Annotated in this window: 18 protein-coding genes; 6 read left to right on the top strand and 12 right to left on the bottom strand. The window is 43.6% G+C overall.

The window, feature by feature from the left end:
- On the top strand, positions 1-5252 hold a 5252-nt coding region (locus tag CWO27_RS16720), incomplete at its 5' end, for an Ig-like domain-containing protein (protein WP_107899245.1).
- A 69-nt stretch (positions 5253-5321) separates the two neighbouring features.
- Here CWO27_RS16720 and CWO27_RS16715 read toward each other — a convergent pair.
- The gene (locus tag CWO27_RS16715) at positions 5322-6515 is read right to left on the bottom strand and encodes a class I SAM-dependent methyltransferase (protein ID WP_017059708.1); all 1194 of its coding nucleotides are present in this window, start codon (positions 6513-6515) and stop codon (positions 5322-5324) included.
- A 128-nt stretch (positions 6516-6643) separates the two neighbouring features.
- On the bottom strand, positions 6644-8047 hold the full coding sequence (locus CWO27_RS16710) for a methyl-accepting chemotaxis protein (RefSeq protein WP_107899244.1): 1404 nt from the start codon (positions 8045-8047) through the stop codon (positions 6644-6646).
- 88 nt (positions 8048-8135) lie between these two features.
- Between CWO27_RS16710 and yccX the strand changes: the two genes are divergently transcribed.
- On the top strand, positions 8136-8423 hold the full coding sequence (gene yccX / locus CWO27_RS16705; protein WP_107899243.1) for an acylphosphatase: 288 nt from the start codon (positions 8136-8138) through the stop codon (positions 8421-8423).
- A 59-nt stretch (positions 8424-8482) separates the two neighbouring features.
- On the opposite strand, the gene CWO27_RS16700 is transcribed toward yccX, so the two are convergent.
- From CWO27_RS16700 to CWO27_RS16675, 6 genes are all read right to left on the bottom strand, one after another.
- Entirely contained in the window at positions 8483-8812 is a 330-nt protein-coding gene (locus tag CWO27_RS16700) for a TusE/DsrC/DsvC family sulfur relay protein (protein ID WP_017057205.1), read from the bottom strand.
- A gap of 161 nt (positions 8813-8973) precedes the next feature.
- Entirely contained in the window at positions 8974-9639 is a 666-nt protein-coding gene (locus CWO27_RS16695) for a Bax inhibitor-1/YccA family protein (RefSeq protein WP_102432721.1), read from the bottom strand.
- Positions 9640-9934: 295 nt separating this feature from the next.
- Positions 9935-10699 carry an amino acid ABC transporter ATP-binding protein gene (locus tag CWO27_RS16690; RefSeq protein WP_017059704.1) on the bottom strand — a complete coding sequence of 255 codons (765 nt, stop codon included), beginning with the start codon at positions 10697-10699 and terminating at the stop codon, positions 9935-9937.
- A 22-nt stretch (positions 10700-10721) separates the two neighbouring features.
- Positions 10722-11819 (bottom strand): amino acid ABC transporter permease, encoded by a 1098-nt coding sequence (locus CWO27_RS16685; protein ID WP_048660774.1) that lies wholly within the window; start codon positions 11817-11819, stop codon positions 10722-10724.
- Between the two features lies 1 nt (position 11820).
- Entirely contained in the window at positions 11821-13026 is a 1206-nt protein-coding gene (locus tag CWO27_RS16680; RefSeq protein WP_048660775.1) for an amino acid ABC transporter permease, read from the bottom strand.
- A 71-nt stretch (positions 13027-13097) separates the two neighbouring features.
- On the bottom strand, positions 13098-14126 hold the full coding sequence (locus tag CWO27_RS16675; protein WP_004733634.1) for an amino acid ABC transporter substrate-binding protein: 1029 nt from the start codon (positions 14124-14126) through the stop codon (positions 13098-13100).
- Between the two features lie 480 nt (positions 14127-14606).
- Here CWO27_RS16675 and CWO27_RS16670 point away from each other — a divergent pair, with 480 nt between their 5' ends.
- A complete protein-coding gene (locus CWO27_RS16670) occupies positions 14607-15548 on the top strand; it encodes a precorrin-2 dehydrogenase/sirohydrochlorin ferrochelatase family protein (protein ID WP_102432719.1) in 942 nt (313 codons plus the stop codon).
- Positions 15549-15738: 190 nt separating this feature from the next.
- On the opposite strand, the gene CWO27_RS16665 is transcribed toward CWO27_RS16670, so the two are convergent.
- Both CWO27_RS16665 and CWO27_RS16660 read right to left on the bottom strand, forming a co-directional pair.
- Positions 15739-16221, bottom strand: coding sequence for a YajQ family cyclic di-GMP-binding protein (locus CWO27_RS16665; protein ID WP_004733632.1), 483 nt, complete (start codon positions 16219-16221; stop codon positions 15739-15741).
- Between the two features lie 12 nt (positions 16222-16233).
- Positions 16234-17292 carry a 3-deoxy-7-phosphoheptulonate synthase gene (locus CWO27_RS16660; protein ID WP_048661946.1) on the bottom strand — a complete coding sequence of 353 codons (1059 nt, stop codon included), beginning with the start codon at positions 17290-17292 and terminating at the stop codon, positions 16234-16236.
- A gap of 207 nt (positions 17293-17499) precedes the next feature.
- Here CWO27_RS16660 and CWO27_RS16655 point away from each other — a divergent pair, with 207 nt between their 5' ends.
- Together CWO27_RS16655 and CWO27_RS16650 are read left to right on the top strand one after the other, a co-directional pair.
- Positions 17500-18387, top strand: coding sequence for a putative PEP-binding protein (locus CWO27_RS16655; RefSeq protein ID WP_107899242.1), 888 nt, complete (start codon positions 17500-17502; stop codon positions 18385-18387).
- 164 nt (positions 18388-18551) lie between these two features.
- The gene (locus CWO27_RS16650) at positions 18552-19037 is read left to right on the top strand and encodes a PaaI family thioesterase (protein WP_017082222.1); all 486 of its coding nucleotides are present in this window, start codon (positions 18552-18554) and stop codon (positions 19035-19037) included.
- 76 nt (positions 19038-19113) lie between these two features.
- Here the strand turns inward: CWO27_RS16650 and CWO27_RS16645 are convergent, their stop codons facing one another.
- Positions 19114-20469 carry a hypothetical protein gene (locus CWO27_RS16645; RefSeq protein ID WP_048660779.1) on the bottom strand — a complete coding sequence of 452 codons (1356 nt, stop codon included), beginning with the start codon at positions 20467-20469 and terminating at the stop codon, positions 19114-19116.
- A 28-nt stretch (positions 20470-20497) separates the two neighbouring features.
- Here CWO27_RS16645 and CWO27_RS16640 point away from each other — a divergent pair, with 28 nt between their 5' ends.
- Positions 20498-21406, top strand: coding sequence for a CvfB family protein (locus CWO27_RS16640; RefSeq protein WP_170960793.1), 909 nt, complete (start codon positions 20498-20500; stop codon positions 21404-21406).
- A 303-nt stretch (positions 21407-21709) separates the two neighbouring features.
- Here CWO27_RS16640 and rsmF read toward each other — a convergent pair whose 3' ends face one another.
- Positions 21710-23131, bottom strand: coding sequence for a 16S rRNA (cytosine(1407)-C(5))-methyltransferase RsmF (rsmF, locus tag CWO27_RS16635; protein ID WP_102432716.1), 1422 nt, complete (start codon positions 23129-23131; stop codon positions 21710-21712).
- Between the last annotated feature and the right edge of the window lie 108 nt (positions 23132-23239).

Raw genomic sequence — 23239 nt, 5'->3', positions numbered from 1 at the left:
GCAATGGCGACCCACTGGGTGACAGTGTTGTAGTCACGACTGACGAAGATACGCCAGTCAGTGGTTCTCTTTCTGCATCAGATGATGACAATGACTCACTAAGCTTCTCAAAAGGCAGCGAACCATCTAATGGCTCAGTGACCGTTGATGAAAACGGAAACTGGACCTACACACCAAATGCTGATTACAACGGTAGCGATAGCTTCACAGTAGTCGTTTCTGACGGCCAAGGCGGTACAGATACATTGACGGTCAATGTTGGTGTGGTGCCTTCGCCGACGATCAATGACATCGCGGATGTGAGCGAGGAAGAAGGCGACGCACTGGCGTTCGACGTGACCCTAAGCAATACGGCCGACACGGCTCAAACGTACGCGTTCAGCCTGACGGATAACGAAACGGATAACACCGACTACGGCACAGTGTCGTTCAGCAACGGCGTGACGTACGATGCGGTCACAGGCCTGATCACCGTCCCAGCGAATACGGCGAGCTTCACGGTAACGGTAGCGGGTGCGGAAGATACGGTTCTGGAAAGCGATGAAACGTTCACGCTGACCGTTGGTGATAAGACCGCGACGGGCACCATCGAAAACGATGACAACAGACCTACAGCCACCGACTTCTCAGTAACCTTAGACAACCAAGATGAAGCATTCTTTACGTTTGATGGTGGTCAATCGGGCAGTCAAGATAACGTGGGCGACATTGAAGATGATGCTGCTGGTACTCCGGTTGATGTCAAAATTCTCGAAGAACCATTGTTCGGTAACCTTTACGACGTTAGTGGTGGTGGCAAAGTACTCATTGAAGCTGGAGATATAATCAGTAGTGACGCTCAAGTCGAATATGAACAAGATTCCAATGCTGTGGATAAGCTTGATTTTGTAGCAAGTACTTTTGCAGGCCAAGTCAACAATGGGTCTAGCAGCGTAAGTTACTTACAGGGCAATGTATTAATAAGCTCGGGGATTTACGATGGTAGCTCCCCAACCGACGCTAATGTAATCGATACAAATTCTTATTTGGTTTACGACAGTCAAAACCAAGAGGATGGTTTTGGTGTGTCAACTAATGCGAATTCAACTAGCGGAGAGTTGGATGTAGTTAGCGGTGGCAACCAGGAATATATCTCTGTTGATTATTCTCAATCTGGTGCAACCATTACAGAGGCTAATATTGAATTTGGTAGCGTATTCGGAAACTACAATGCGGGAAATAATGCTGGCGGTCGTATTGAGGTACTCGCTCTCGATGAAGATGGTAATGTTGTTGGGACGTTCTTCTTCGATAGCGATGAATCAGGCGAGAACGGACTGTCCATCGATAGCAACGGGAATGCGACAGTTAACATCCAAGTCGATGGAGGGTTTACTGAATTAAGAGTATTCACTACTCAAGACGGTTCTGATAATCCTAATAGAAACTCCAATATCACGCTTAAAGGCGTTGATGTAGTTAGTGCTGATCTCTCTGAAGAAATTGATTATCAGTCAGTTGATTCTAGCGGTTTACTTAGTGATGAAGTGGCTCAACTGACTATTACGTCCAATGCGACCAATCAGGCTCCAGTTGCTCAAGATGATACGGTATCAGTATTTGGTGGACTATCTGGATACTATTACAGCTCAAATGATAGTGTTAATGGCAATATTGATTCGATTCAAGATGCGTTGGATGTTATTGCTAGCAAAGAAGCAGACCTAACCTTTGACGCCAAAGATATCAACTATACGCTAAATGGAAATAACAATGGCTTGAGCTCTCAAAGTCAGTTTGAAGACTTCTTAAATGATGACTCTAGCTCTGTTGAAGGTACCGTTGGTGCTCATACTGACGGTGTTGTTCAAATTAGTGGTTCAGTCTATCTAGAAGCTGGTGATTATGCATTTAAAGTGACCGCTGATGACGGCTACACGATATTAATTGATGGGGTTGAAGTTGCTACTGTTGACCAGAACCAGTCGTCTACAACTACCTTACATGACGCATTTGTGATTGATAGTGATGGTTATCATTCTATTGAAATCGTTTATTGGGACCAAGGTGGTGCTGCTAACCTAGATATCAATCTTGGTACGGTTGATGGCAATGGTAATTACAACAATGGCGAGCATGACTTAAACGATTTCCCGTTGATCGGTGATATTCTGTCTGTGCAAGAGGGTGAAACTTTAATTGTAGATTCGTCACTGCTTCTTGCTAACGATTACGATCCAAATACCGGTGACACCTTTACGATTGTCGCGGATGGATTTAGCTCAGTTGACGGAACGGTCTTATACGATCAAAACAGTGGTGAGATCTCCTTCACGCCAAATAGTAATGTGACGGGTAGTGCGTCGTTCACATATACCATTGTTGATAGTTCAGGCCTGACCAGTAGTGCAACGGTAACAACAACAGTTGCGCCAATTAGTAATGGATTGGCGGTTTCCGCCAACTTAACCAGTGTTAGTGGAAATGTTGCTGACTCTATTGTTGCAAGCATAGAATCTAGCTTGGCGAATAAGACAGTAGACCCAAATGCTGATGGCGACGACAACCATCTTCAGACTACAAGTGGTGCTTGGCTAGATGCCCTTGGTGGCAATGATACTGTTGTATACAACAATGGCGATCATATGCAGGTACTTGGCCGAGAAGGCGATGACATTATTGTCGGCAATGACGGCGGTCTTGGCGTTGTTTCTGAAAACCTACAAGGCGGCGACGGTAGTGACATTTTGGTTGGCGGTATAGATGCATCAACAAGCATTAATTTGTTGGGTGATGATACTGGAGAATTTGGCAATGATGTTCTCATTTCTCGTAGCCCAACAACGAGCACAGCATACTATGGTGGTTCAGGCAATGATGCAGCATATCTAACAGGCCAAAGAACAGACTACACCTTTAGTACAGCAGGAGCTCCAGATTTTCGCTTAACTCATACTGGAACAGGGAATGCAAATCATGACTTTTATAGTATCGAGTCGTTGTATTTCTCTGACGGCAAGTTTGAAGTTCAGAGCGGTACCCTAGTTAAAGTTGCTGAGGTTTATGAACTTAACATTGATATCGTTCTGAATGACAACGACGGTAGCGAGCAAGTAAGTTCATTGGTCGTGAGTGATGTACCTTCCGATGTAACGCTCTCGACAGGTACTAAACAAGCTGATGGAACCTGGGTGATTGATCCAGCTGAGTTAGATAGTGTAGGGAAGTTAACAGTCATTGTTGAAGCACCAGTTAATACGGCACCAGTTCTGACTGTTACAGCAGGCGCTTACGAGGTCGATGGTCAAGGTCAACCTGTAGATTCAGAAGTACTTGCTGATACTCAAACCGGTATTGTTATAGCGCCTAGCTTAGGTAATGAAAATGGCGATAACACGATCGTTGGCTTTGATGGTGACGACGTACTGTTTGGAGATACTGGCGGTGTTGTGGATAACTCGGTCGCACCGACGAATTACAATATTGCTTTAGTTGTTGATACGTCAGGCAGTATGAAAGACGCACTCAATAGTAACAGTAGCCAGTCTAAGTTAGATGTGGTTAAAGCATCACTTATTGCTATGTTGGCTGATATTGCATCTCATCCGGGTATTATAAATCTGGCGTTGATTGGTTTTGAGGCTAGTGCGAGCATACAAATAGATTTACAAAACTTAGAAGAGTCAGACTTAGAGCAGACAGTCAACTCAGCGATCAATGATTTGACTGCGGATGGCGCAACTAACTACGAGGCTGCGTTTGATTCTACTAAAGATTGGTTTGCTGATGGTGACCAACCATCGAGTTATGAAAACTTAACGTTCTTCTTAACTGATGGAAAACCAACTGTGTCGAACAGTTCAAACAGCAGCGGCTCTACTACCCAGTTTGATGAGTTTGCTGACTCTGTTACTGCTTTCGATGAGCTAGCGGATGTATCAAAAGTTAGAACGATAGGTATCGGAGATGGCATTGATTCTGAAATATTAGAGCACTTCGTGAGTGACAATGGTTCTTCGTACATTTATTCATCAACTACAACGCAACTTGCAAACTTCAGCTCTAGTACAGGTGAATCTTGGAGCCTTGAGAACTTTGCGGTTTCCGGTGGTACAGCAGTACTGACTAACTCAAGCATCTTGCTAACCGATACGGGTGATATTAATAGCTCAGCTTCGATGACCAGCCCCGAGTTTGTTGTTGCTAGCGGCGAAGCGTCAGTACTGACATTTGATGCATCACAGGGTAACTATTTTGGTGGCGGTGATGTGTTTGGCTGGAGTGTTCAGAAATTTGATGAACAAACTCAAACATGGGTAAGTGTATCATCTGGAAGTAGTACTGGCTCGATTGAAACAGATCTACTTCATGAAGGTAAGTACCAGTTAGTACTCTCTGTTTATGAAGACCAAAGCGGATACACAGCAGACGTATACTTAGACAACTTTATAATCAAGACAGTAACAAGTACGACAGGCGATGTTGAAATCGTTCAGTCAAGTCAAGGCTTAGATGCAGCACTTGAGGAAGGTAGCAACGAAATTACGCTACTGCCTGTAGGTAGTGATGATCTAAGCGGCGGTGCCGGTAACGATATTTTGTTTGGTGATGTTATCAATACAGATAACTTGCCATGGGGTGATAATGGCCTTGTTCGTCCAGATGCGTTAGCTGATGGTTCGGGTATGGAAGCTCTAACAACGTTCTTACAGATGTTGAATGGTGCAGAACCTACAGACATGGAAATCTACGAATATGTTAAAGATAACCATGAGTTGTTTAATGCAGACAGTGATACGCGTGGTGGCGATGATACCATTACAGGTGGACTAGGCGATGATATCCTCTACGGTCAAGGTGGTAAAGATACGCTTATCGGTGGTCTTGGTGATGATATCTTAACTGGTGGTGACGGTGATGATCTGTTCAAGTGGGTCGACGAACCTTTCCAAGGTGATGTCGATACGATAACCGATTTTGCTCTAGGGGAAGACCATCTTGATATCTCTGAGTTGTTACCAAACGAAAGTTCAATGTTTGATCTTCTTGATCATATCACTATTGAAAAGGTTGATAATGGCGGCGGTGATAAAGACCTCGTGATTACCATTTCAGAAAACACAGATAATACAGGCCAAAGTCAAACGATTGTTCTCGACAACGTAGGTAATCAGTTCGACTCGGTAAATTCACAAGGTGATGGCTCTGTTGTTAATGGTGATTTGACCAACTTGGTGAGTCAGTTGTTCGTGAACTTACCTGACCAATACTAAAAAAGGGCCGAAAGGCCCTTTTTTAATACGTCTGCTTTGCTATAAAAGAGAGATTCTAAAGCTCTAAAATTAAAGAACCTTACAAGCAAAGCCTTTCAGGTAGAAACCTTCTGGGTAGGCTGTGTCTGTTAGGTGGTCGGCTGCTTGCTCGAAGCGCTCTACGAACTTAACAGTGCGGCCTGCGTCTAATGCTGCATCAGCGATGATCTTTTGGAATAGGTCTGTACCCATTAAGCCAGAGCAAGAGTAGGTGAGTAGGGTGCCGCCTGGTTTCAGGATTTGCATTGCAAGCATGTTAACGTCTTTGTAGCCGTTAGCGCCTGAAGTTAGGTTGTTCTTGCTTGAAACAAACTTTGGTGGGTCCATGATCACTACGTCAAACTTAGTGCCTTGGTCACGGTACTCACGAAGCAGTTTGAAAACGTCAGCGTTAAGGAACACAGCGCGCTTTTTCGAGATATCAAACTCGTTAAGTTCAGCGTTGAATTTAGCCGTATCAAGAGCAAGTTGAGATACGTCAGCGTTGATAACACGCTTCGCGTCGCCTTTGAGTGCGTAAAGGCCAAAGCCACCTGTGTATGAGAAACAGTTAAGGACATCTTTGCCTTTAACGTACTTCATCGATTCTTTGCGGCTATCACGTTGGTCCATGTAGAAGCCCGTTTTGTGGCCTTCCATAATGTTCACGCTGATCTTAACGCCGTTTTCTTCAATCACGATAGACTTCGGTGGTTCTTCACCGTGAAGAACGCCAACAACCTGTTCTAAGCCTTCTTTCTTACGAACTGCCACGTCTGAACGCTCGTAGATGTTACAGTCAGGGAAGCATTCAATTAACGCTTCAACCAACACGCTTTTGTTAAACTCAGCGCCAGCACTTAGCAGTTGGCAAACAAGGAAGTCTTGGTATTTGTCGATTGTGATGCCAGGCAGGCCATCAGACTCTGCAGCTGTTAGACGGTAACCCGTTAGGCCGTCACGTTCGATGATGTCTTCACGTAAAGACTGTGCATCTTGAATTCGTTTTACAAAGAACGCCTTGTTGATTTCTTCTTTTTCAAATGTCCAAACACGAGCTCGAATTTGAGATTCTGGTGAGTAAGCCGCTTTTGCAAGCCACTGACCATTTTGAGCATATACGTCTACAGTTTCACCTTGTTTTGGTTCGCCTTCGACCTTATCGATACCGCGAGAAAATACCCAAGGGTGTTTGCGGCGTAGTGATTTATCTCGGCCTTTAGCTAGATGAATTGAAGGAGTCATAATTTACTCTGTTTGTTGAATTTGAAGGAGGGGTATTGTCGGGGAAGTACAGGTGAAAAGCAAATAAGAAAGGGCTGCAGAAGCAGCCCTAGTATGATTAATCAACACTTAGTGGTTGGATATCAGTATTAAGCTTTAAGACCTGTCAGCAAACCTTCCATCGTATCGCTTTGTTTACGAAGTTGGTCGACATTGGAATTACTCTTACTGATCATCTCGCAGATACTGTCTGATTGATGACGAATCTCTTCAACACTTTGTGCAATGTTGTCAGCGACTACGCCTTGTTCTTCAGCCGCGGTAGCAATTTGAGTGCTGCTATCTGAAATAGACTGGTTCTTTTCAGCTAATGAACCGATCTCAACGTTCACTTCCGACATCAGTGTTTGGCCTTCACCAGCATTGTTTACCGTTACTTCCATCAGTTTGGTCAGTGATTGGCTGTTACGTTGTAATGACTCAATCATACTTTGGATTTCAACCGTTGCTTGTTGAGTACGACCAGCAAGGGCACGAACTTCATCGGCAACAACAGCGAATCCACGACCTTGCTCGCCTGCACGTGCAGCCTCTATGGCAGCATTCAGTGCCAATAGGTTAGTCTGCTCTGAAATGCCATTGATGGTTGCGACCACTTCATCGATCTGCGCCGCGTTGGCATCAAGTTCTTCTACTGCTTGTGAAGCGGATTGGATCTCTTGAGATAGGTTAGAGATAGACTCCAATGTATTTGAAACCTTGACTTGACCACTCTGCGCAACGCCGCGAGCGTCCATCGTTTGTGAACTAGACTCATGAGCAAGGGTAGCTACTTCGCGAATCGTAGCAGCCATTTGCTCCGTTGCACTTGCTAAGCTATTCAGGTGTTCTTGTTGGTTACCAGAGATGTCTGAACTTTGTTGTGTTGACTGGTTTAAGTCCGAGCTGATCTGCTGCATTAGAGCGACAGACTCTTGGATTGACAGAACCATGTTTTGTTCACGCTCTGCTACTTTGTCGATCGTAATAGCGATTTCACTAAACTCATCACGAACTAAGAAGTAGTTCATGCGGCAAGTTAGGTCACCATTAGCCAGTGTGTTTAAAGCTTTGTTCATAGAGAACATCGCACCACCGATGAAGGTCATGATGTAGTAAACACCCAGCGCGATAAGCGTTAGGGTTACAGCGATGATAGAAACCTGAGTCGTAGACAGAGCAGACCAAAGGTTTTGGTCATGGTTAGCAACTAGGTTGAATGCACCATTCATTACCGAAACAGAACCAGCACCGTAGCCCAAAGAGATGGTTTCAGAGCTGCTGACAAGTTGAGCGACTTGATCTTTAGTGAGTTGACCTGCTTCGATAAGTCCTTTCATCAAGAGCATTTCTTCTTGATAAAGGTGAGCAAGCAAAGAGTCCGCGGCGCTATCTAAAACGAGAGTTAATATAACTAGGGCGAGAAGAGGTAATAAGAAGAGTAGATAGAACTTTTCTTGGATTTTTAGGTGAATGAGATATTTGTCAATCCAACGAAATGGGATTTCTTTCATAATCGTTATACTCGAAGTAAGTCCACCAATAAGTGGTGAATGAATAGAAGCTCAACTATATCATTCATATAAATTATGAGGCAACGTTATGGAAAGTTCACAACATATTTTTGTCGTGTCAGGCGTAGTTCAATGTGTTGGGTTTCGTTACCACACCAGTAGGCAGGCGCAAGCTATGGGTCTCTCAGGCTATGCGAAGAACTTAAATGATGGTCGAGTTGAAGTATTAGCTGTCGGAGAGAGTCAGCAAATAGAGAAGTTGCATGCTTGGCTCAACATAGGCCCTTCGAGTGCAATCGTAGACAACGTAGAGATGCATCAAGTTAAAGATAGTGAGCGCCAAGACGTACGTGTAGGGACGTTTAAAATACTGTAGTTATGGCACTACAGTATTTATATCGAGCGTAATTAAATAACTTAAAGCGGGTTAGGTTTTTACAAGCACTTTGCTGGTTTAGGTAAACCGGCGAGCTTGGTTGCTTGTTTTGCCGGCCCTTTTTTGAATAACTTGAATAGGTACTTGCTGTTACCTTTTTCTGGGCCGTGCGCTTTTTCCATCGCTTTAACTAGCATACGAACCGCTGGTGAGGTATTGAACTCTTCGTAAAAGCTCCTTACAAAATGGACGACTTCTAAGTGTGCATCCGTAAGTTCAATAGCTTCATCTTGAGCAAGTATTTCAATCATACCTTCTTCCCATTGCGTGTAATCCAATAGGTAGCCTTGAGCGTCGGTTTCGATTTGCTTGCCGTTATATTCAAACATGTTTAATCCAGAATCCAATTAACTATGCGGGTAGGGTACATGACCAAGTTTATCTTTCTCAACTGAAATTGTAGCTATCCATAGAAATATCGTACTTATAGATACAAAAAAGCCCAAGAGGTAGGCTCTTGGGCTAGATAATTCTTCAATGATGGGAACGATTAGTCGTCGTTGCCCATGATGCCTAGGATGCTTAGCAGGCTGATGAAGATGTTGTAGATTGATACGTACAAGCTGATCGTTGCAGAGATGTAGTTTGTTTCACCGCCACGAATGATGTTTTGCGTTGTAAGCAAGATAACACCAGTCGAGAATAGGATGAACATACCGCTCATTGCCAATGATAGTAGAGGCATCTGTAGGAAGATATTTGCAACCATACCTACAAGCAGTACTACAAAACCAGCTAATAGCATGCCGTTAAGGAACGACAGGTCACGCTTAGTTGTTAGCGCGTAAGCTGATGCGCCCATAAACGCCAGTGCTGTACCGCCAAGTGCAGTTAGGATTACATCACCCATGCCTGCGCCAACGTACATATTAAGAATTGGACCAATGGTGTAGCCTAAGAAACCTGTAAATAGGAATGTGAAGACTAGACCCATGCTGTTGTCACGGTTCTTCTCTGTTAGGAAAAGTAGGCCGTAGAAGCCAACAAGCATGATAATAAGACCCGGGCGAGGAAGGTTCATCGCCATGGATACGCCTGCTACAACAGCAGACCAAAGTAGTGTCATAGACAGTAATGCGTAGGTGTTACGCAACACTTTATTGGTTTGCAGAGCACTTTCTTGAGATGCTGTGCGTGAAAACATAGGGCTGTTCATAATCTTCCTCGTAAGGTGACTTCAATAGTTATTAGTACATTTATGGGGGTGAAAGTTCGAAAAATCAAGTCTTTCATTCCTCCTGTATACGTAAAATAATAATCAAAATAGTCGGTTAAGTGTTTCTGAAGGTGTAACAAAGTATTTCTTTAGGCTGTAATTAAGTATAGCTAAAATACGATCTTCAACCTTTAGTCGTCATAGCCAGTTATTTAGAACTTTAGAAAACCATCTATAACCTTGAAAAATAAAGAGGCGACCTAAGCCGCCTCTATAGTTTATGCATCATAACACATTAATGGTGTAATATTTGACTTAAGAAGTTCTGCGTTCTGTCTGATTGTGGGTTTTCAAAGAAGTCGACAGGGTTGTTCTCTTCTATGATTTCACCGGCATCCATGAAGATAACGCGATCTGCTACCTCTTTAGCAAAGCCCATCTCGTGCGTCACACAAAGCATTGTCATGCCTTCTTCCGCTAGCTCAACCATTACGTCTAATACTTCACGAACCATTTCTGGATCGAGTGCCGACGTTGGCTCATCAAACAGCATCACTTGAGGGTTCATACACAAAGAGCGAGCGATAGCTACACGCTGTTGTTGACCACCTGAAAGTTGACCTGGGAACTTGTCTGCTTGCTCAGGAATTTTCACACGCTCTAGGTATTTCATCGCAATCGCTTCAGCTTCTTCCTTCGGCATCTTTTTGACCCAGATAGGGGCCAAAGTACAGTTCTCTAATACCGTCAGATGCGGAAACAGATTGAAGTGCTGGAAACACATGCCTACATCTCGGCGAACGGCTTCGATGTTCTTGAGATCTTCCGTCAATTCATTACCTGAAACAAAGATATGACCTTTTTGGTGCTCTTCTAATCGGTTGATACAGCGGATCATCGTTGATTTACCTGAGCCGGAAGGGCCACAGATAACGATTTTCTCGCCTTTTTTAACTTCTAGGTTGATGTTCTTAAGTACGTGGAATTCACCGTACCATTTGTTCATGTCCTTCAACTCGATCATAAGACCTTGAGAGTTGTTTTCTGTCTGCTGCGTCATAATACGTCCTTGATCTTGTTAATTATCGTTTGTGACCGGTGTGAAGTCTGTTTTCTAGCCATATCGAATATCTCGACATGCCAAAACAGAACACCCAGAACACTAACGCGACAAATACATAACTTTCTGTTGAATACCCAAGCCATTCAGGGTCGGTATTCGCGGCTTGGCCAATTCCTAACACATCAAACATACCAATAATTAAAACAAGACTGGTATCTTTGAACAAACCAATGAAGGTGTTCACAATTGAAGGAATCGTGATTTTAAGAGCTTGAGGAAGAATGATAAGCCCTGTCTTTTTCCAGTAGCTTAGTCCCAGAGCATCAGCCGCTTCGTATTGGCCTTTTGGTATTGCTTGTAAACCACCACGAATTACTTCTGCCATGTAGGCTGCACTGAATAGTACTACCCCAACAAGTGCTCTAATCAGCTTATCGGTTTCTGTTCCTTCTGATAAAAAGAGCGGGAGCATAACTGAGGCCATGAATAGAACGGTAATGAGCGGTACGCCACGCCAAATTTCGATGTATACGGTACACATACTACGAATGATCGGCATCTCTGAACGACGCCCAAGCGCAAGTGCAACACCAATAGGGAGTGACACTACAATACCAACAAGTGCGATGATCAGTGTGACCAGTAGACCACCCCATTTATGGGTATCGACAACTTCTAATCCAAAGACACCACCGTATAGCAAGCCAGCAATGATAAATGGGTAGATGTTTACGAAGAACAACCAGATCCACGTACGTTTAGGTGTTTTTTCGTAGGCCAGTAAGGCCACAAAAATGGCTAACGTAGCGTAGAAGAGGCGAGGTCGCCACAGTTCAGCTTCTGGGTAGAAGCCATACATGAATTGCTCCCAACGAACGCTAATAAAGACCCAACAAGCGCCTTCGCTAGTGCAGGCATCGCGTGTGGTTCCTATCCAGTCGGCACTGATGAATGCCCAATCCGCTACTGCCCATATAAGGGTAAAAGCAAAGTAAGCAAGAACCACAGTGACGACGCTGTTAATTGGTCCATTAAATAGATTTTTTCTTAACCAACCGACTGGCCCAACGGTATTCGCTGGAGGCGGAAGATCAGGTTGAAATTGATGTGTACTCATCTTATCTCTCCACCAACGCTACTTTGCGGTTGTATATGTTCATTAGAGCAGATGTTAATAGGCTCAAGGTCAGGTAGACGCCCATTGTCATCGCGATTACTTCGATAGCTTGTCCAGTTTGGTTTAATGTTGTTCCTGCAAATACAGAGACAAGATCAGGGTAACCAATGGCCATCGCAAGTGATGAGTTTTTGGTCAGGTTTAGGTACTGACTGGTTAGTGGTGGGATAATAATTCTTAATGCCTGTGGGATAATGACAAGCTTAAGGGTTCTAGATCGTGGGATTCCTAGAGACATAGCAGCCTCTGTTTGCCCATGGTTTACGGCGTTAATACCTGAACGAACAATCTCGGCAATGAACGCTGCTGTGTAGATACTTAAAGCAAGCATCAATGCAGCAAGCTCCGGGATTATGCTAATACCACCCTTGAAGTTAAACCCTTTTAAAACAGGGTAATCCGCAGAGATAGGCATACCCATAACAAAGTAAGTCACCAACGGTAAGCCTAAAATCAACGCTGCAGCAATTCGAAACATCGGTGTTTGTTGGCCGGTAAGTTTCTGTTTGTTATTCGCCCAAATGTTGATAATAAACGTAGCGATAATACCAACAATCAATGATGCGATAACAATGCTACTGCCTTGCTCTAACACTGGTGCAGGGAAGTACAATCCACGTACGTTCAAGAAAATTGCTTCACCTAGGCTCATGCTTTGACGAGCAGAAGGCAAGGCTTGCAGAACGGCGAAGTACCAGAAAAAGATTTGCAAAAGAAGAGGGATATTTCGGAATATCTCAATGTAGACAGCTGCAAATCGGCTAACTAGCCAGTTTGAAGAGAGTCTAGCGATACCCATACTAAAGCCCAGTATCGTGGCTAGCATGATGCCTAGTACTGAAACTAAAGCGGTATTGAGAAGACCGATAAAGAATGTACGACCGTATGAGAAGGTCTCGTCGTATTCAATTAGTGTTAAGCCGATGCCAAAACCAGCTTCTTGGGAGAGAAAATCAAAACCAGTGGCGATACCACGGGAATCTAAGTTAGTGAGCGCATTATTTACAATCGTGTAAAAGAAAGCACAAAGCGCCCCGACGGCGATAATTTGGAAAATGATGGAGCGAAAAGTGGGGTTGTAAAATAAGTTGGCACTTTTGGGCTGTGGCTTTGCCTGCGCTGGAGAAATAGTTTCATTAGGTTTCATACTACTATAACCTCAAATCCATTTAATAAATAGGGCGGAAAACTCCGCCCTAATTGATGCTTGAAAATTTATTAACGGATTGGTGGAGCGTACATAAAGCCGCCCGCATTCCATAATGCATTTACACCACGAGAGATTTGAAGTGGAGAACCTGTACCAACAGTACGCTCAAAACTCTCACCGTAGTTACCAACTTGCTTAATTACTTGGTAACCCCAGTCGTCACGAATGCCAAGGCCTTTACCTTTAGGACCGTCTACACCAAGAATACGTTTGATGTTTGGATCTTTTGACTTAAGCATTTCGTCTGCATTTTTAGAAGAGATGCCGTATTCTTCCGCGTTAATCATTGCTGAAAGTGTCCACTTAGCAACGTTAAACCATTTGTCATCATCTTGACGAACAACAGGACCTAGAGGTTCTTTAGAGATGATTTCAGGAAGTACTTGTGCAGATTTAGGGTCAGCGAGGTTTAGGCGAAGTGCGTATAGACCAGATTGGTCAGTCGTTAGCACGTCACAACGACCTGCGTCGAAGCCTTTAGATGTTTGTGCTGCCGTATCGAATACCACTGGCTTGTAAGACATGCCACTGTTACGGAAGTAATCGGCTAGGTTAAGTTCAGTTGTTGTACCTGATTGAACACATACAGAAGCGCCATCAAGCTCTTGAGCACTTGTTAGGCCAAGCTCTTTCTTAACCATGAAGCCTTGACCATCGTAGTAGTTAACGCCTACGAAGTTCAGACCTAAAGCAGTGTCACGATGTAGTGTCCATGTTGTGTTACGAGATAGTACGTCGATTTCGCCAGATTGAAGCGCAGTAAAACGCTCTTTTGCGGTTAGAGGTACATACTTAACTTTAGTCTTGTCACCGAGTACAGCCGCTGCAAGAGCTTGACAATACTCAACATCAATTCCTTCCCATTCACCTTTTGAGTTAGGGTTAGAGAACCCTGGAAGACCTGTACTTACACCACAAGTTAGAAAACCTTGAGATGTGACTTTGTCCAGAGTGCTTTCTGCCGCTGATGCTGATGTTGCCATCATCGCAGTTGATGCAGCTACTACTGAAGCAAGAAGTGTTAGTTTATTTGTCATTTGTATCCTTCCTTGTTAACCAGGTGACACCTGATACTCGTGCTCGTTTGAGTGTCTCTTATGTGTTGCGTTTTCTATGACCTTGTTGCTCAAATTACAAGAGTTGCATTTTGCAAATGAAACTGTGTGCGATTTAAGCAACTGTTTATAAGGTTAGGAAAGGATCCGTAGTTTCACAAATGTATAATTTAAAAAGAATTTTGAATGAAATCACAAATCCGAACACAATTAGAATGACCAAATGTTAACTGAATGTAAATAGTGCAACAGTTCACACTGTTGGTGCAACGAGATTTAGAGTTTTATATTGATAATTGACTAGATAAACATTCTGAATGAATGTCACAGTTGTGGAGCATTAACCTTAAAAAAGATTGAAATTTGGTCAATAAATATTTTTATTGCACTTCGATAGTTATGAATATGCTCCAAATTTGGTAGCATGGCTGAATAGTTATTGAAGTAATCTCAAGGAAGAACATGCGTTATTTCCCAATGTTTTTGGATGTAGAAAATAAGCCAATCTTAGTGGTTGGTGGAGGTGAGGTTGCTTGCCGTAAAGTCGACAGCTTGTTACGCGCTGGGGCTGATGTGACTTTGGTATCTCCCAAGGTCGCACCTTACTTAAAGCAGCTTGTTGATGAAAATAAACTTCACTGGGTGCAAAATTTTTACTCGTCACAGATCATATCGAATAATTACCTGCAGGTGTGGGCGACGACAGACAACCCAAGCTTGAATCATCAAGTACATAATGATGCAAAAAAATTGGGTATTCTTGTCAATGTGGTTGATGATTTACCCTATTGTGACTTCATTACGCCATCAATGATTAATCGCGGAAGGATCCAAATTGCCATCTCTAGTGGCGGTGCATCACCTGTTTTGGTGAGAAATATTAGAGAAAAACTCGAAACGGTATTGCCACAAAATATAGGTTTGATAGCAGATTTCGGTGCATCAAAACGCAATTCGATCAAAGAGTCATTCCCAACCGTCGACGAGCGTCGTAAGTTTTGGGAGCGTTTCTTGTCATCCAGTTTTATCGAGCAGGTGACTGACAGAGAGCAGTTAGAGTCTTACTATCAGCAAGCGCTAACGGAAGGCATTGATAGCGAAGGACAGGTGACTTGGATTGAATTCGAGCAGGACGTTGAGTTGCTGTCTATGAAGGCTTTACGTTTGATGCAAGAGGCAGAACTCGTACTTTCACCGAGCGATTGTCCATTTGAATTTATCGACCTGTGCCGTCGAGACGCAGAAAGAGAGAGCTATGCTAACAGCGGAGAGCTATCAACCAAGCTTGAGCAGGCAAGAGCTGAGAAATTACGAGTGTGTGTCTTTATTCCACCAGCAAGCGTAGAGTTTAATCTGTTGGTCGGTAAAGACCTAAAATTGTCAGCAGCCCAAGTACTCAGTTGAGGTAGTTGTTTCTAGTTGAAATAAGAGCTTTCTGGTTGTTTCAAATCGGCTAGAGGCTCGGAATAAAACTAAAACTGGACCTGATAAATAAAAAGCCACTTCCGATAAAGAAGTGGCTTTCTGCTATTTCATACACGACATTGTGATGATGAATGAGCAACTGAAACAAGCGGTCGCTCATACTCAAAAATTAGTCGCGGAAGTTGTCAAACTGGAATGGTTGACCAAGCTCACCGCTGCGAACTAGAGCCATAACAGCTTGTAGATCATCACGTTTCTTACCTGTTACACGAACTTTGTCGCCTTGGATAGAAGCTTGAACTTTAACTTTGTTGTCTTTGATTAGTTTAACGATCTTCTTCGCTACATCAGTTTCAATGCCTTGCTTAAAGATAACCGTTTGGTGCCAAGTGCGACCTGTTTGGTCTGCCGCTTTTGCTTCCATCGCGTTAGGATCAACATTACGCTTTGTTAGGTTGCTACGAAGGATATCGCGCATTTGCTTCAGTTGAAAATCGTCTTGAGCAGTCAATTTTACTGATTCATCTTTGTAATCAAAGCTTGCTTCAACGCCGCGGAAATCGAAACGAGTCGATAGTTCACGGTTTGCGTTGTCTACCGCGTTACGCAGTTCTACTGCTTCTACTTCAGAGATAATGTCAAATGATGGCATTGTGTTGTTTCCTTAAGCTAAGTTTCTATCTTTAATTGCTGTTGCAAGCATGTCTAGCATTGTTGCCGTATCTTCCCAGCTTAGGCATGGGTCAGTAATTGACTTGCCATATTCTAGGTTGTTGATGTCGGTCATTGGTTGGTTACCTTCAACAATGAAGCTTTCTGCCATGATGCCTGCAATTTGGTTCTTGTTAGATTTAATTTGCTCACAAATGTCTTGTGCAACTTCTAACTGCTTACGGTGCTGTTTCTGACAGTTAGCGTGGCTGAAGTCTACAACCAAACGTTGAGGCAGGTCGAATTCAGCCAGTTGCTTACATGCGGTATCTACAGATTCAGCGTCGAAGTTAGGGCCTTTATCACCACCGCGTAGAATAACGTGACCGTATGGGTTGCCAGAAGTACGGTAAACCGTCATGCGGCCATTCTTATCTGGAGAGTAGAAGTAGTGTGACGCATGCGCTGCACGAATTGCATCGATAGCAATCTTGATATTGCCGTTGGTCGCGTTCTTGAAGCCAACTGGGCAAGACAGTGCAGAAGCCATTTCACGGTGAATCTGAGATTCAGTTGTACGAGCGCCAATCGCGCCCCAAGTGATAAGGTCTGCAATATACTGACCTGTGATCATATCAAGGAATTCAGTTGCTGTTGCTAAGCCAAGCTTGTTGATGTCTAACAGAAGCTTACGAGCTTTGTTTAAGCCCGTTTCAAGTGCGTATGAACCATCAAGGTTTGGATCGGTAATCAAACCCTTCCAACCTACAACCGTACGAGGCTTCTCGAAGTAGGTTCTCATTACAACGAACAGTTCATCTTTGTACTGGTCTTGAATCTGGCTTAGGCGCTCAGCGTAATCAAGTGCCGCATCTGTATCGTGAACAGAGCAAGGGCCTACGATAACTAATAGGCGGTTATCACGACCAGTTAGGATGTCTTCGATTTGGCGGCGAGAATTTTTAATGCGCTCAGCAACGTCGTCAGTAATAGGGTGTGCATTGCCTAGTTCGGCAGGAGTTGGCATAGGACCCAGAGCTTGGGTTCTCAACTCATCAGTTTTTAATGGCATGTGATAGCTTTTTTATTCTATTGCGAAGTGGTTAAGATAACGGAATTGAACAGAGGAATAAACTCTATTGAGTCAAAGTTATCTCAGTTATTGCTAATATTCTTATTTTTATCAGCAGGCCAGCGTCAAATAAGGGATTTTCACTTGTATTAACAGGCAGCTATCGGTATTTTCGTTTGAACACAACATAAAAATGCTGGAGCAGCAATGACTCAAGAAAATCAAAGCACTTTGCACCCAGAACTTGTTTTAGGTGATGTGCTGCCTTCTTACAACGATAATAATAATTCCAACCACTTATACGTTTCATTATCCGAATTGGTAATGGACCGCGTCTTCTACCACCCAAGTATTGAAAGTCATTTAGATACACTTACTGATATCGAAAAAACGTCTTTAAATGCGATCCTTGGTGATAAAACAGTTGATGAGCATTTTGTTTCGACCTTGGTGATTGCGATTCAAGCTGCCGTTCAACCAAATCACACTTCTGTTCGTATCGCATTAAGCAGTGCAGACAGCTATGGCTTCCGTTCGCTGCTTGGCGGTAACTGTGAAGCTGAAGAGATTAACCCAGCACTAGGCGTTCGTGGCGTTGCTCGTTACGCGACACCAGAGTACAGCAAGGCTTTCGCTTTAGAGTGTCAGGTCATTAAAACGTTGCGAGAGCAGGGCATTAACGTTGAAGTGGTTGTACCGTATGTACGAGCATTAAGCGATGCAGCTAAGATTATTGATCTGCTTGCAGAGCAAGGCTTACCACGTGGCCTGAATGGTTTGAAAGTACTGTTCTCATGTGATGTGCCGTCTGCAGTGTTACTGAGCGAACGTCTATTGCATTACTTTGATGGTGTTGTGGTAAACGTTGATAGCTTAGCGTCTTTCACTTTAGGTGTAGATAAGGACAATGAAGCTCAGAACCACGCTTTCGATCCACAGAACGAGGCCGTTATTACCTTGTTAGATATGATTGTTAAAGCGACGCTGCATGCGAAGAAGCCTGTACTGCTGGTGACTCAAGGCTTGGTGGATTACCCGCGTCTACAAGGTTACATTGCCGATCTTGAAGGCGTAGAAACGGTCGTGACTGCATAAATCGGCTTGCTGTTTAAGTTAAATCAACTTGCTTGAAGCGCTAAAGCTTTGAGAATGAAAGAGATATCATTATGCGATGATATCTCTTTTTTGTAACATTTTTTTGACATCCCTATCGCTAATCGATTAACTGGTCTGATGACTGATTTGACTAGGTAATCCGAATGTTGACCCCTCTACAAAAAGCAAATTTCTACTTGAGCATGTTTGGTTTTTTCAAAGTGCCTCTGATCTGGCTGTGCAGGCCAAAATTGCTCGCACTGGATAACCAACATGTTGAGGTCAAAATCCCTCTTAAAAGACGAACGAAGAACCATCTTAATAGCATGTACTTTGGCGTATTGGCTGTGGGTGCTGATGTGGCGGGGGGCTTTCTTGCGATGAGCAAATCTCAGCAGCAAGGTGAAAAGATTTCGTTGGCATTTAAAGAGGTGACGGGTAACTTCTTAAAGCGTCCAGAAGGCGATGTGCATTTCACTTGTAACGACGGTGAGTTGATCAACACTATGCTTGCAGAAACCATGTCCACTGGGGAGCGAGTGAATCAACCCGTAACTATTATCGCGACTTGCCCATCTTTGCATGGCGACGAGCCGATGGCCGAGTTCACGCTAACGCTTTCGATTAAGAAAGTCCCGTCTCGAAAATAGTTTGAAAGTAAAAGGTAACCGTTGAATTAGTGACAAGAACGGTATGTGAATTGAATATCCACATACCGTAACAAGATTAAGATTCTTGAGTGATTTGCTCGATGTCGACGATCTTTGAACGGTTCATCACGATTTTCCAACGGTAATAGGTCGGTTCGTTATCGTGATTATTTTCTTTAATGATCAGGTTGAGTAAGTGGCGCTTTTCTACTGATTCACGGCTGACTTGCCCTTCATTCAAGCGATATACCTTATTTGAACCCTTATCCATTAATCGTGTCAGCGCTCTTAAGCTGATGGATAAAGTTTCACGGGTCTCTTCATAACCACTCATGAACGTCGATGTCGACATCTCAGTATGAGAGCGATAATGCAAGATCTGCTCTTCACGTTGCACTACACGCTTCTTACGAATTGATTGAATACGATCTGCAAGCTTCGAAAAGTTCGCGTAGTCCAACCATTCCAGTTTATGGCCGACAGACTTATTGGTCGTTGGGTCATAGTAACGACGCTTCCATTTCGGCTTGCCTTTACGCAGCCATCGCCACAGGATGTCTCTCAAGTCATCTTTGAAGATTTCACGCAACGCATAGATGAATGACATCGCCACGATGAAGGAGGCGGTAATCTCACCAAGAAAGTCACGAGCCAAGATTACGGTAGTGGTCACGACAACCATCACCAAACCTGTCGCAATACCTTTAACGGCACGTTTGACGTTTTTACCCATGGAAGTGGTCTTCTCCTTGAGGACGATAGGGTGTTCTATCAAACGTCGCAGCAGTCGCATCTTGTTACTCAGGCGGGTGACGTCTTCACGTACCTTAGCTGAGTTGTAACGGTTGAGCTTGCGGTGAGCGGTTTCCTTATCACAAAGCGTCAAGAGTCGCTCTTTTATCGTCGAGTATTCGCTGCCACGTGGCATATGTGACACCAACGATAAGAATTTTTGCTCTGTGTACCATGAAAGGTAGTTATCAATGTTTGCGTAGTAGCGTTTGAGGTTCTCTTCATAAGGAATACTACGACGAAGCTTTTTCAGTATGTCTAACGCGAGCTCAATAACTTCATCTACTTCATCAGCCGTTACGTCGTCACTATCATTTTTATTCAGGCTACTCACCGCTTTATCTAACGCGATAACATATTGATAGGCGAACAAACTCAAACTGACACGATACTGCGTAATCGACAATCGTCCACGCTTAGCTAAGCGACTGTGCACCAAAGGTAAAAGTGTTTTGTCACTGTAGTAGGCACGTTTTTGAGTGATTGAGCTGTAGAAAAAGGCACTTTCAGAAAGTACTTCAGGAGTCAGTCCAAGTTCACCGGGAATGAATAGATAAACGTCCATGTCGAGCTTTTTTGTCTTAGCCATGGCATGGTTAATTTTAAGTGTTATCGCATCTTGTTTATCAACGGTGATCAACGATGTCTCCTAGAATGTAAAAATATGAATGAAACTAGCGAAAGCATATCAGAGATCACGTATAATCTCCGCCAAATTTAAAGTAGAGACAATCTTGATGATTAATATTGGTCAAATAAACAACTTAGAAGTGGTAAAACAAGCAGACTTCGGTGTATTCCTTGACGCTAGCGACTATGGAACCGTGTTGCTGCCGAAACGATTTACTCCTGAAGGTGTTGAAATTGGTCAAAAGCTAGATGTTTTCTTATACATTGATTCTGACAACCAGATCGCTGCAACCACTGAAAAACCGATCGCTCAAGTAGGCCAGTTTGGTTTAATGACGGTTGAAGGTGTTAACAGCACTGGTGCATTCATGAGCTGGGGCGTGAAAGGTAAAGACCTTCTTGTTCCTTTCAGCGAGCAGCGCGGCCGTTTAAACGAAGGTCAGTCAATCTTAGTATATGTCTACATTGATAAAGCATCGAGCCGTATTGTTGGTACCACGAAGTTCAACAAATGGTTAGACAAAACGCCAGCGACTTATAAGCAAAATGAACAAGTCGATCTAATTATCGCTGAGCGCAGCCAATTGGGTTACAAAGCGATTGTGAACGGTGAACACTGGGGCATGATTTTCCCGTCAGACATCATCGGTAAGCTATTCATTGGTAAAACGCTAAAAGGCTACATTAAAAACGTTCGTGAAGAAGACGGTAAGATTGATCTGTCTCTTCAGAAAATTGGCGTCGCTAAGATGGATGACCTAAGCACTAAGGTTCTTGACCTGCTTGAGAAGAAAGGCGGTTACCTGCCTTTGAATGATAAGTCTTCACCCGAGGTTATTTTCTCTGCATTCAGAACCAGCAAAGGTACGTTCAAGAAGACGATTGGTGGTTTGTATAAATCTGGCAAGATCACGATCGACAAAGAAGGCATCAGCTTAGTTAAATAAGCGATACTCTCGGTCAAAAAAAAGCCCAAACCTTCCTGTTTGGGCTTAGGGGAAAGGGCTCCGAAGAGCCTACGCTAATCGTTTTAATTCTTTAACTGTTAGATTGAAGTCTAGTTTAAATTCTCCAATAAGCGATTTTTGTTATTAAAAATAGTGACTTGAATTGATATTTGTATAATTAACTATTGATTTACAATGCTTTCCCTCGAAATAAAGTTGCCGACAAGAATAGAAAAAGCCCAAACAATTAACGTTGTTTGGGCTTTTTGTTTTTTCATTACAGTGCGAGCTTTTATCGAGCGACTAGAAAAGGTTCTTATCGCGGACGAGTTCGCGTGGTAAACCATTCTTCACTCGGTTGCCAACCCACTTACCAAGGCCGATGATTGCACCATTGTACTTCACTAGTACTTCGCCTTTACCTGACAAGCCTTCCGGGCGAACATCTCGTCCCATGAACCACTCACGAGCGTCTTGGATGCTCAGGTCTACAATGTTGGCTTCATTGCCTGTGGCTAGCGTCGTTGCCACTTGGTGTTGCCAGCGGTAACCCTTTTTATGAGTTTCTGCGATCTTGATGCCCATACGAGAGAAGCGGAATTCACCGATCATTGGCTCGAGCGCTTCTGGGAATAGCCAAACGTCTTTGTCACGAATCCAAACTTGAGTGTCACTTGGCAGTTCGATATCGAGAGCACTTATTAGTTGTTCAGCGACTTCTTGCTGAGTTTTCTTTGATACTTTTTCAAATGGGAATTTACCCATACGCTTTTTAACTTCTGGTGGTGTCACAGACGCTAGCTTGCGGATACGTGCAACGAAGAAACCTTCTGAGTCATACACCTGTGGGAAGATATGAAGGAAACCTTCCTCTGTCGTGGTTGCTTTTGCGTTGTCGAACAGTGACTCCAGAGATTCGAATTCAACCGCATCACCAAAGGTCTCTTTTAAGTGATGACACACTTGTTGGTTCTCTTCGGTGCTAAGCGTACACGTTGAGTAAACCAACACACCATTAGGTTTAAGCGCGTGGAATGCACTTTCAATCAGATCTTTTTGCGTGTCGGCAATGTCGACCACAGATTGATACGTCCAGTTCTTCATCGCATCAGCGTCTTTACGAATGGTACCTTCGCCAGAGCAGGGTGCATCAAGCAGTACAGCATCAAATTGTTCTGGTAGCCATCCACCAAATACACGGCCGTCAAAGTTACTTAGAGCTGCATTACGAACGCCACAACGTTCAATGTTAGCGTGAAGGACTTTCACACGGCTTGCTGCGTATTCGTTGGCAACCAATACGCCGCGATTATTCATTAGCGCAGCGATTTGCGTTGTTTTAGAACCGGGTGCAGCCGCTGTGTCTAACACCGCTTGGTAATCAGCTTCGCCTTGGAAAAGTGCCGAAGGTGGCATCATCGAGCTGGCTTCTTGGATGTAGAAAAGACCAGACATGTGTTCTGCCGTATTACCTAGTGGCGCTTCACTTTCGTCCGCTGTAATCCAAAAGCCCGTTTCGCACCAAGGTACAGGTTCCAGTTCCCAGCCTTTCTCTTTTGCTCGTACTAGGAAGTCTTCAACACTGATTTTCAATGTGTTGACTCGAATACTTTTACGAAGTGGTTTTTGGCATGATGCGACAAAAGAAGCCATATCTAGATGACTAGGCATGATTGCTTCGATGTGCGTTAGGAATTCTTCAGGAATATATACGTTAGCGTGCAAAAGAGTATCTCGATTTATTGCATTAATGCGTGGAGTTTAAAGCAAAATGAGGCCGCCCTAAACCATATTTACAGCAAACAACAAAAATGCAGCCTAATGGCTGCATTT

Source organism: Vibrio sp. 10N.286.51.C3, from assembly GCF_003050065.1.
Lineage (GTDB): Bacteria > Pseudomonadota > Gammaproteobacteria > Enterobacterales > Vibrionaceae > Vibrio > Vibrio crassostreae.
Note: the sequence above shows the minus strand (reverse complement) of the source record. Positions and strands in the feature narration are given on the sequence as shown.

Bases quoted from the DNA above. Each gene is read 5' to 3' on its own strand.
- CWO27_RS16690 (WP_017059704.1), bottom strand. From the start codon at position 10,699: ATGACGCAGCAGACAGAAAACAACTCTCAAGGTCTTATGATCGAGTTG.
- CWO27_RS16685 (WP_048660774.1), bottom strand. From the start codon at position 11,819: ATGAGTACACATCAATTTCAACCTGATCTTCCGCCTCCAGCGAATACC.
- CWO27_RS16700 (WP_017057205.1), bottom strand. From the start codon at position 8,812: ATGTTTGAATATAACGGCAAGCAAATCGAAACCGACGCTCAAGGCTAC.
- CWO27_RS16655 (WP_107899242.1), top strand. From the start codon at position 17,500: ATGACTCAAGAAAATCAAAGCACTTTGCACCCAGAACTTGTTTTAGGT.
- CWO27_RS16715 (WP_017059708.1), bottom strand. From the start codon at position 6,515: ATGACTCCTTCAATTCATCTAGCTAAAGGCCGAGATAAATCACTACGC.
- CWO27_RS16680 (WP_048660775.1), bottom strand. From the start codon at position 13,026: ATGAAACCTAATGAAACTATTTCTCCAGCGCAGGCAAAGCCACAGCCC.
- CWO27_RS16710 (WP_107899244.1), bottom strand. From the start codon at position 8,047: ATGAAAGAAATCCCATTTCGTTGGATTGACAAATATCTCATTCACCTA.
- CWO27_RS16665 (WP_004733632.1), bottom strand. From the start codon at position 16,221: ATGCCATCATTTGACATTATCTCTGAAGTAGAAGCAGTAGAACTGCGT.
- CWO27_RS16695 (WP_102432721.1), bottom strand. From the start codon at position 9,639: ATGAACAGCCCTATGTTTTCACGCACAGCATCTCAAGAAAGTGCTCTG.
- CWO27_RS16650 (WP_017082222.1), top strand. From the start codon at position 18,552: ATGTTGACCCCTCTACAAAAAGCAAATTTCTACTTGAGCATGTTTGGT.
- CWO27_RS16640 (WP_170960793.1), top strand. From the start codon at position 20,498: ATGAAACTAGCGAAAGCATATCAGAGATCACGTATAATCTCCGCCAAA.
- yccX (WP_107899243.1), top strand. From the start codon at position 8,136: ATGGAAAGTTCACAACATATTTTTGTCGTGTCAGGCGTAGTTCAATGT.
- CWO27_RS16675 (WP_004733634.1), bottom strand. From the start codon at position 14,126: ATGACAAATAAACTAACACTTCTTGCTTCAGTAGTAGCTGCATCAACT.
- CWO27_RS16660 (WP_048661946.1), bottom strand. From the start codon at position 17,292: ATGCCATTAAAAACTGATGAGTTGAGAACCCAAGCTCTGGGTCCTATG.
- CWO27_RS16670 (WP_102432719.1), top strand. From the start codon at position 14,607: ATGCGTTATTTCCCAATGTTTTTGGATGTAGAAAATAAGCCAATCTTA.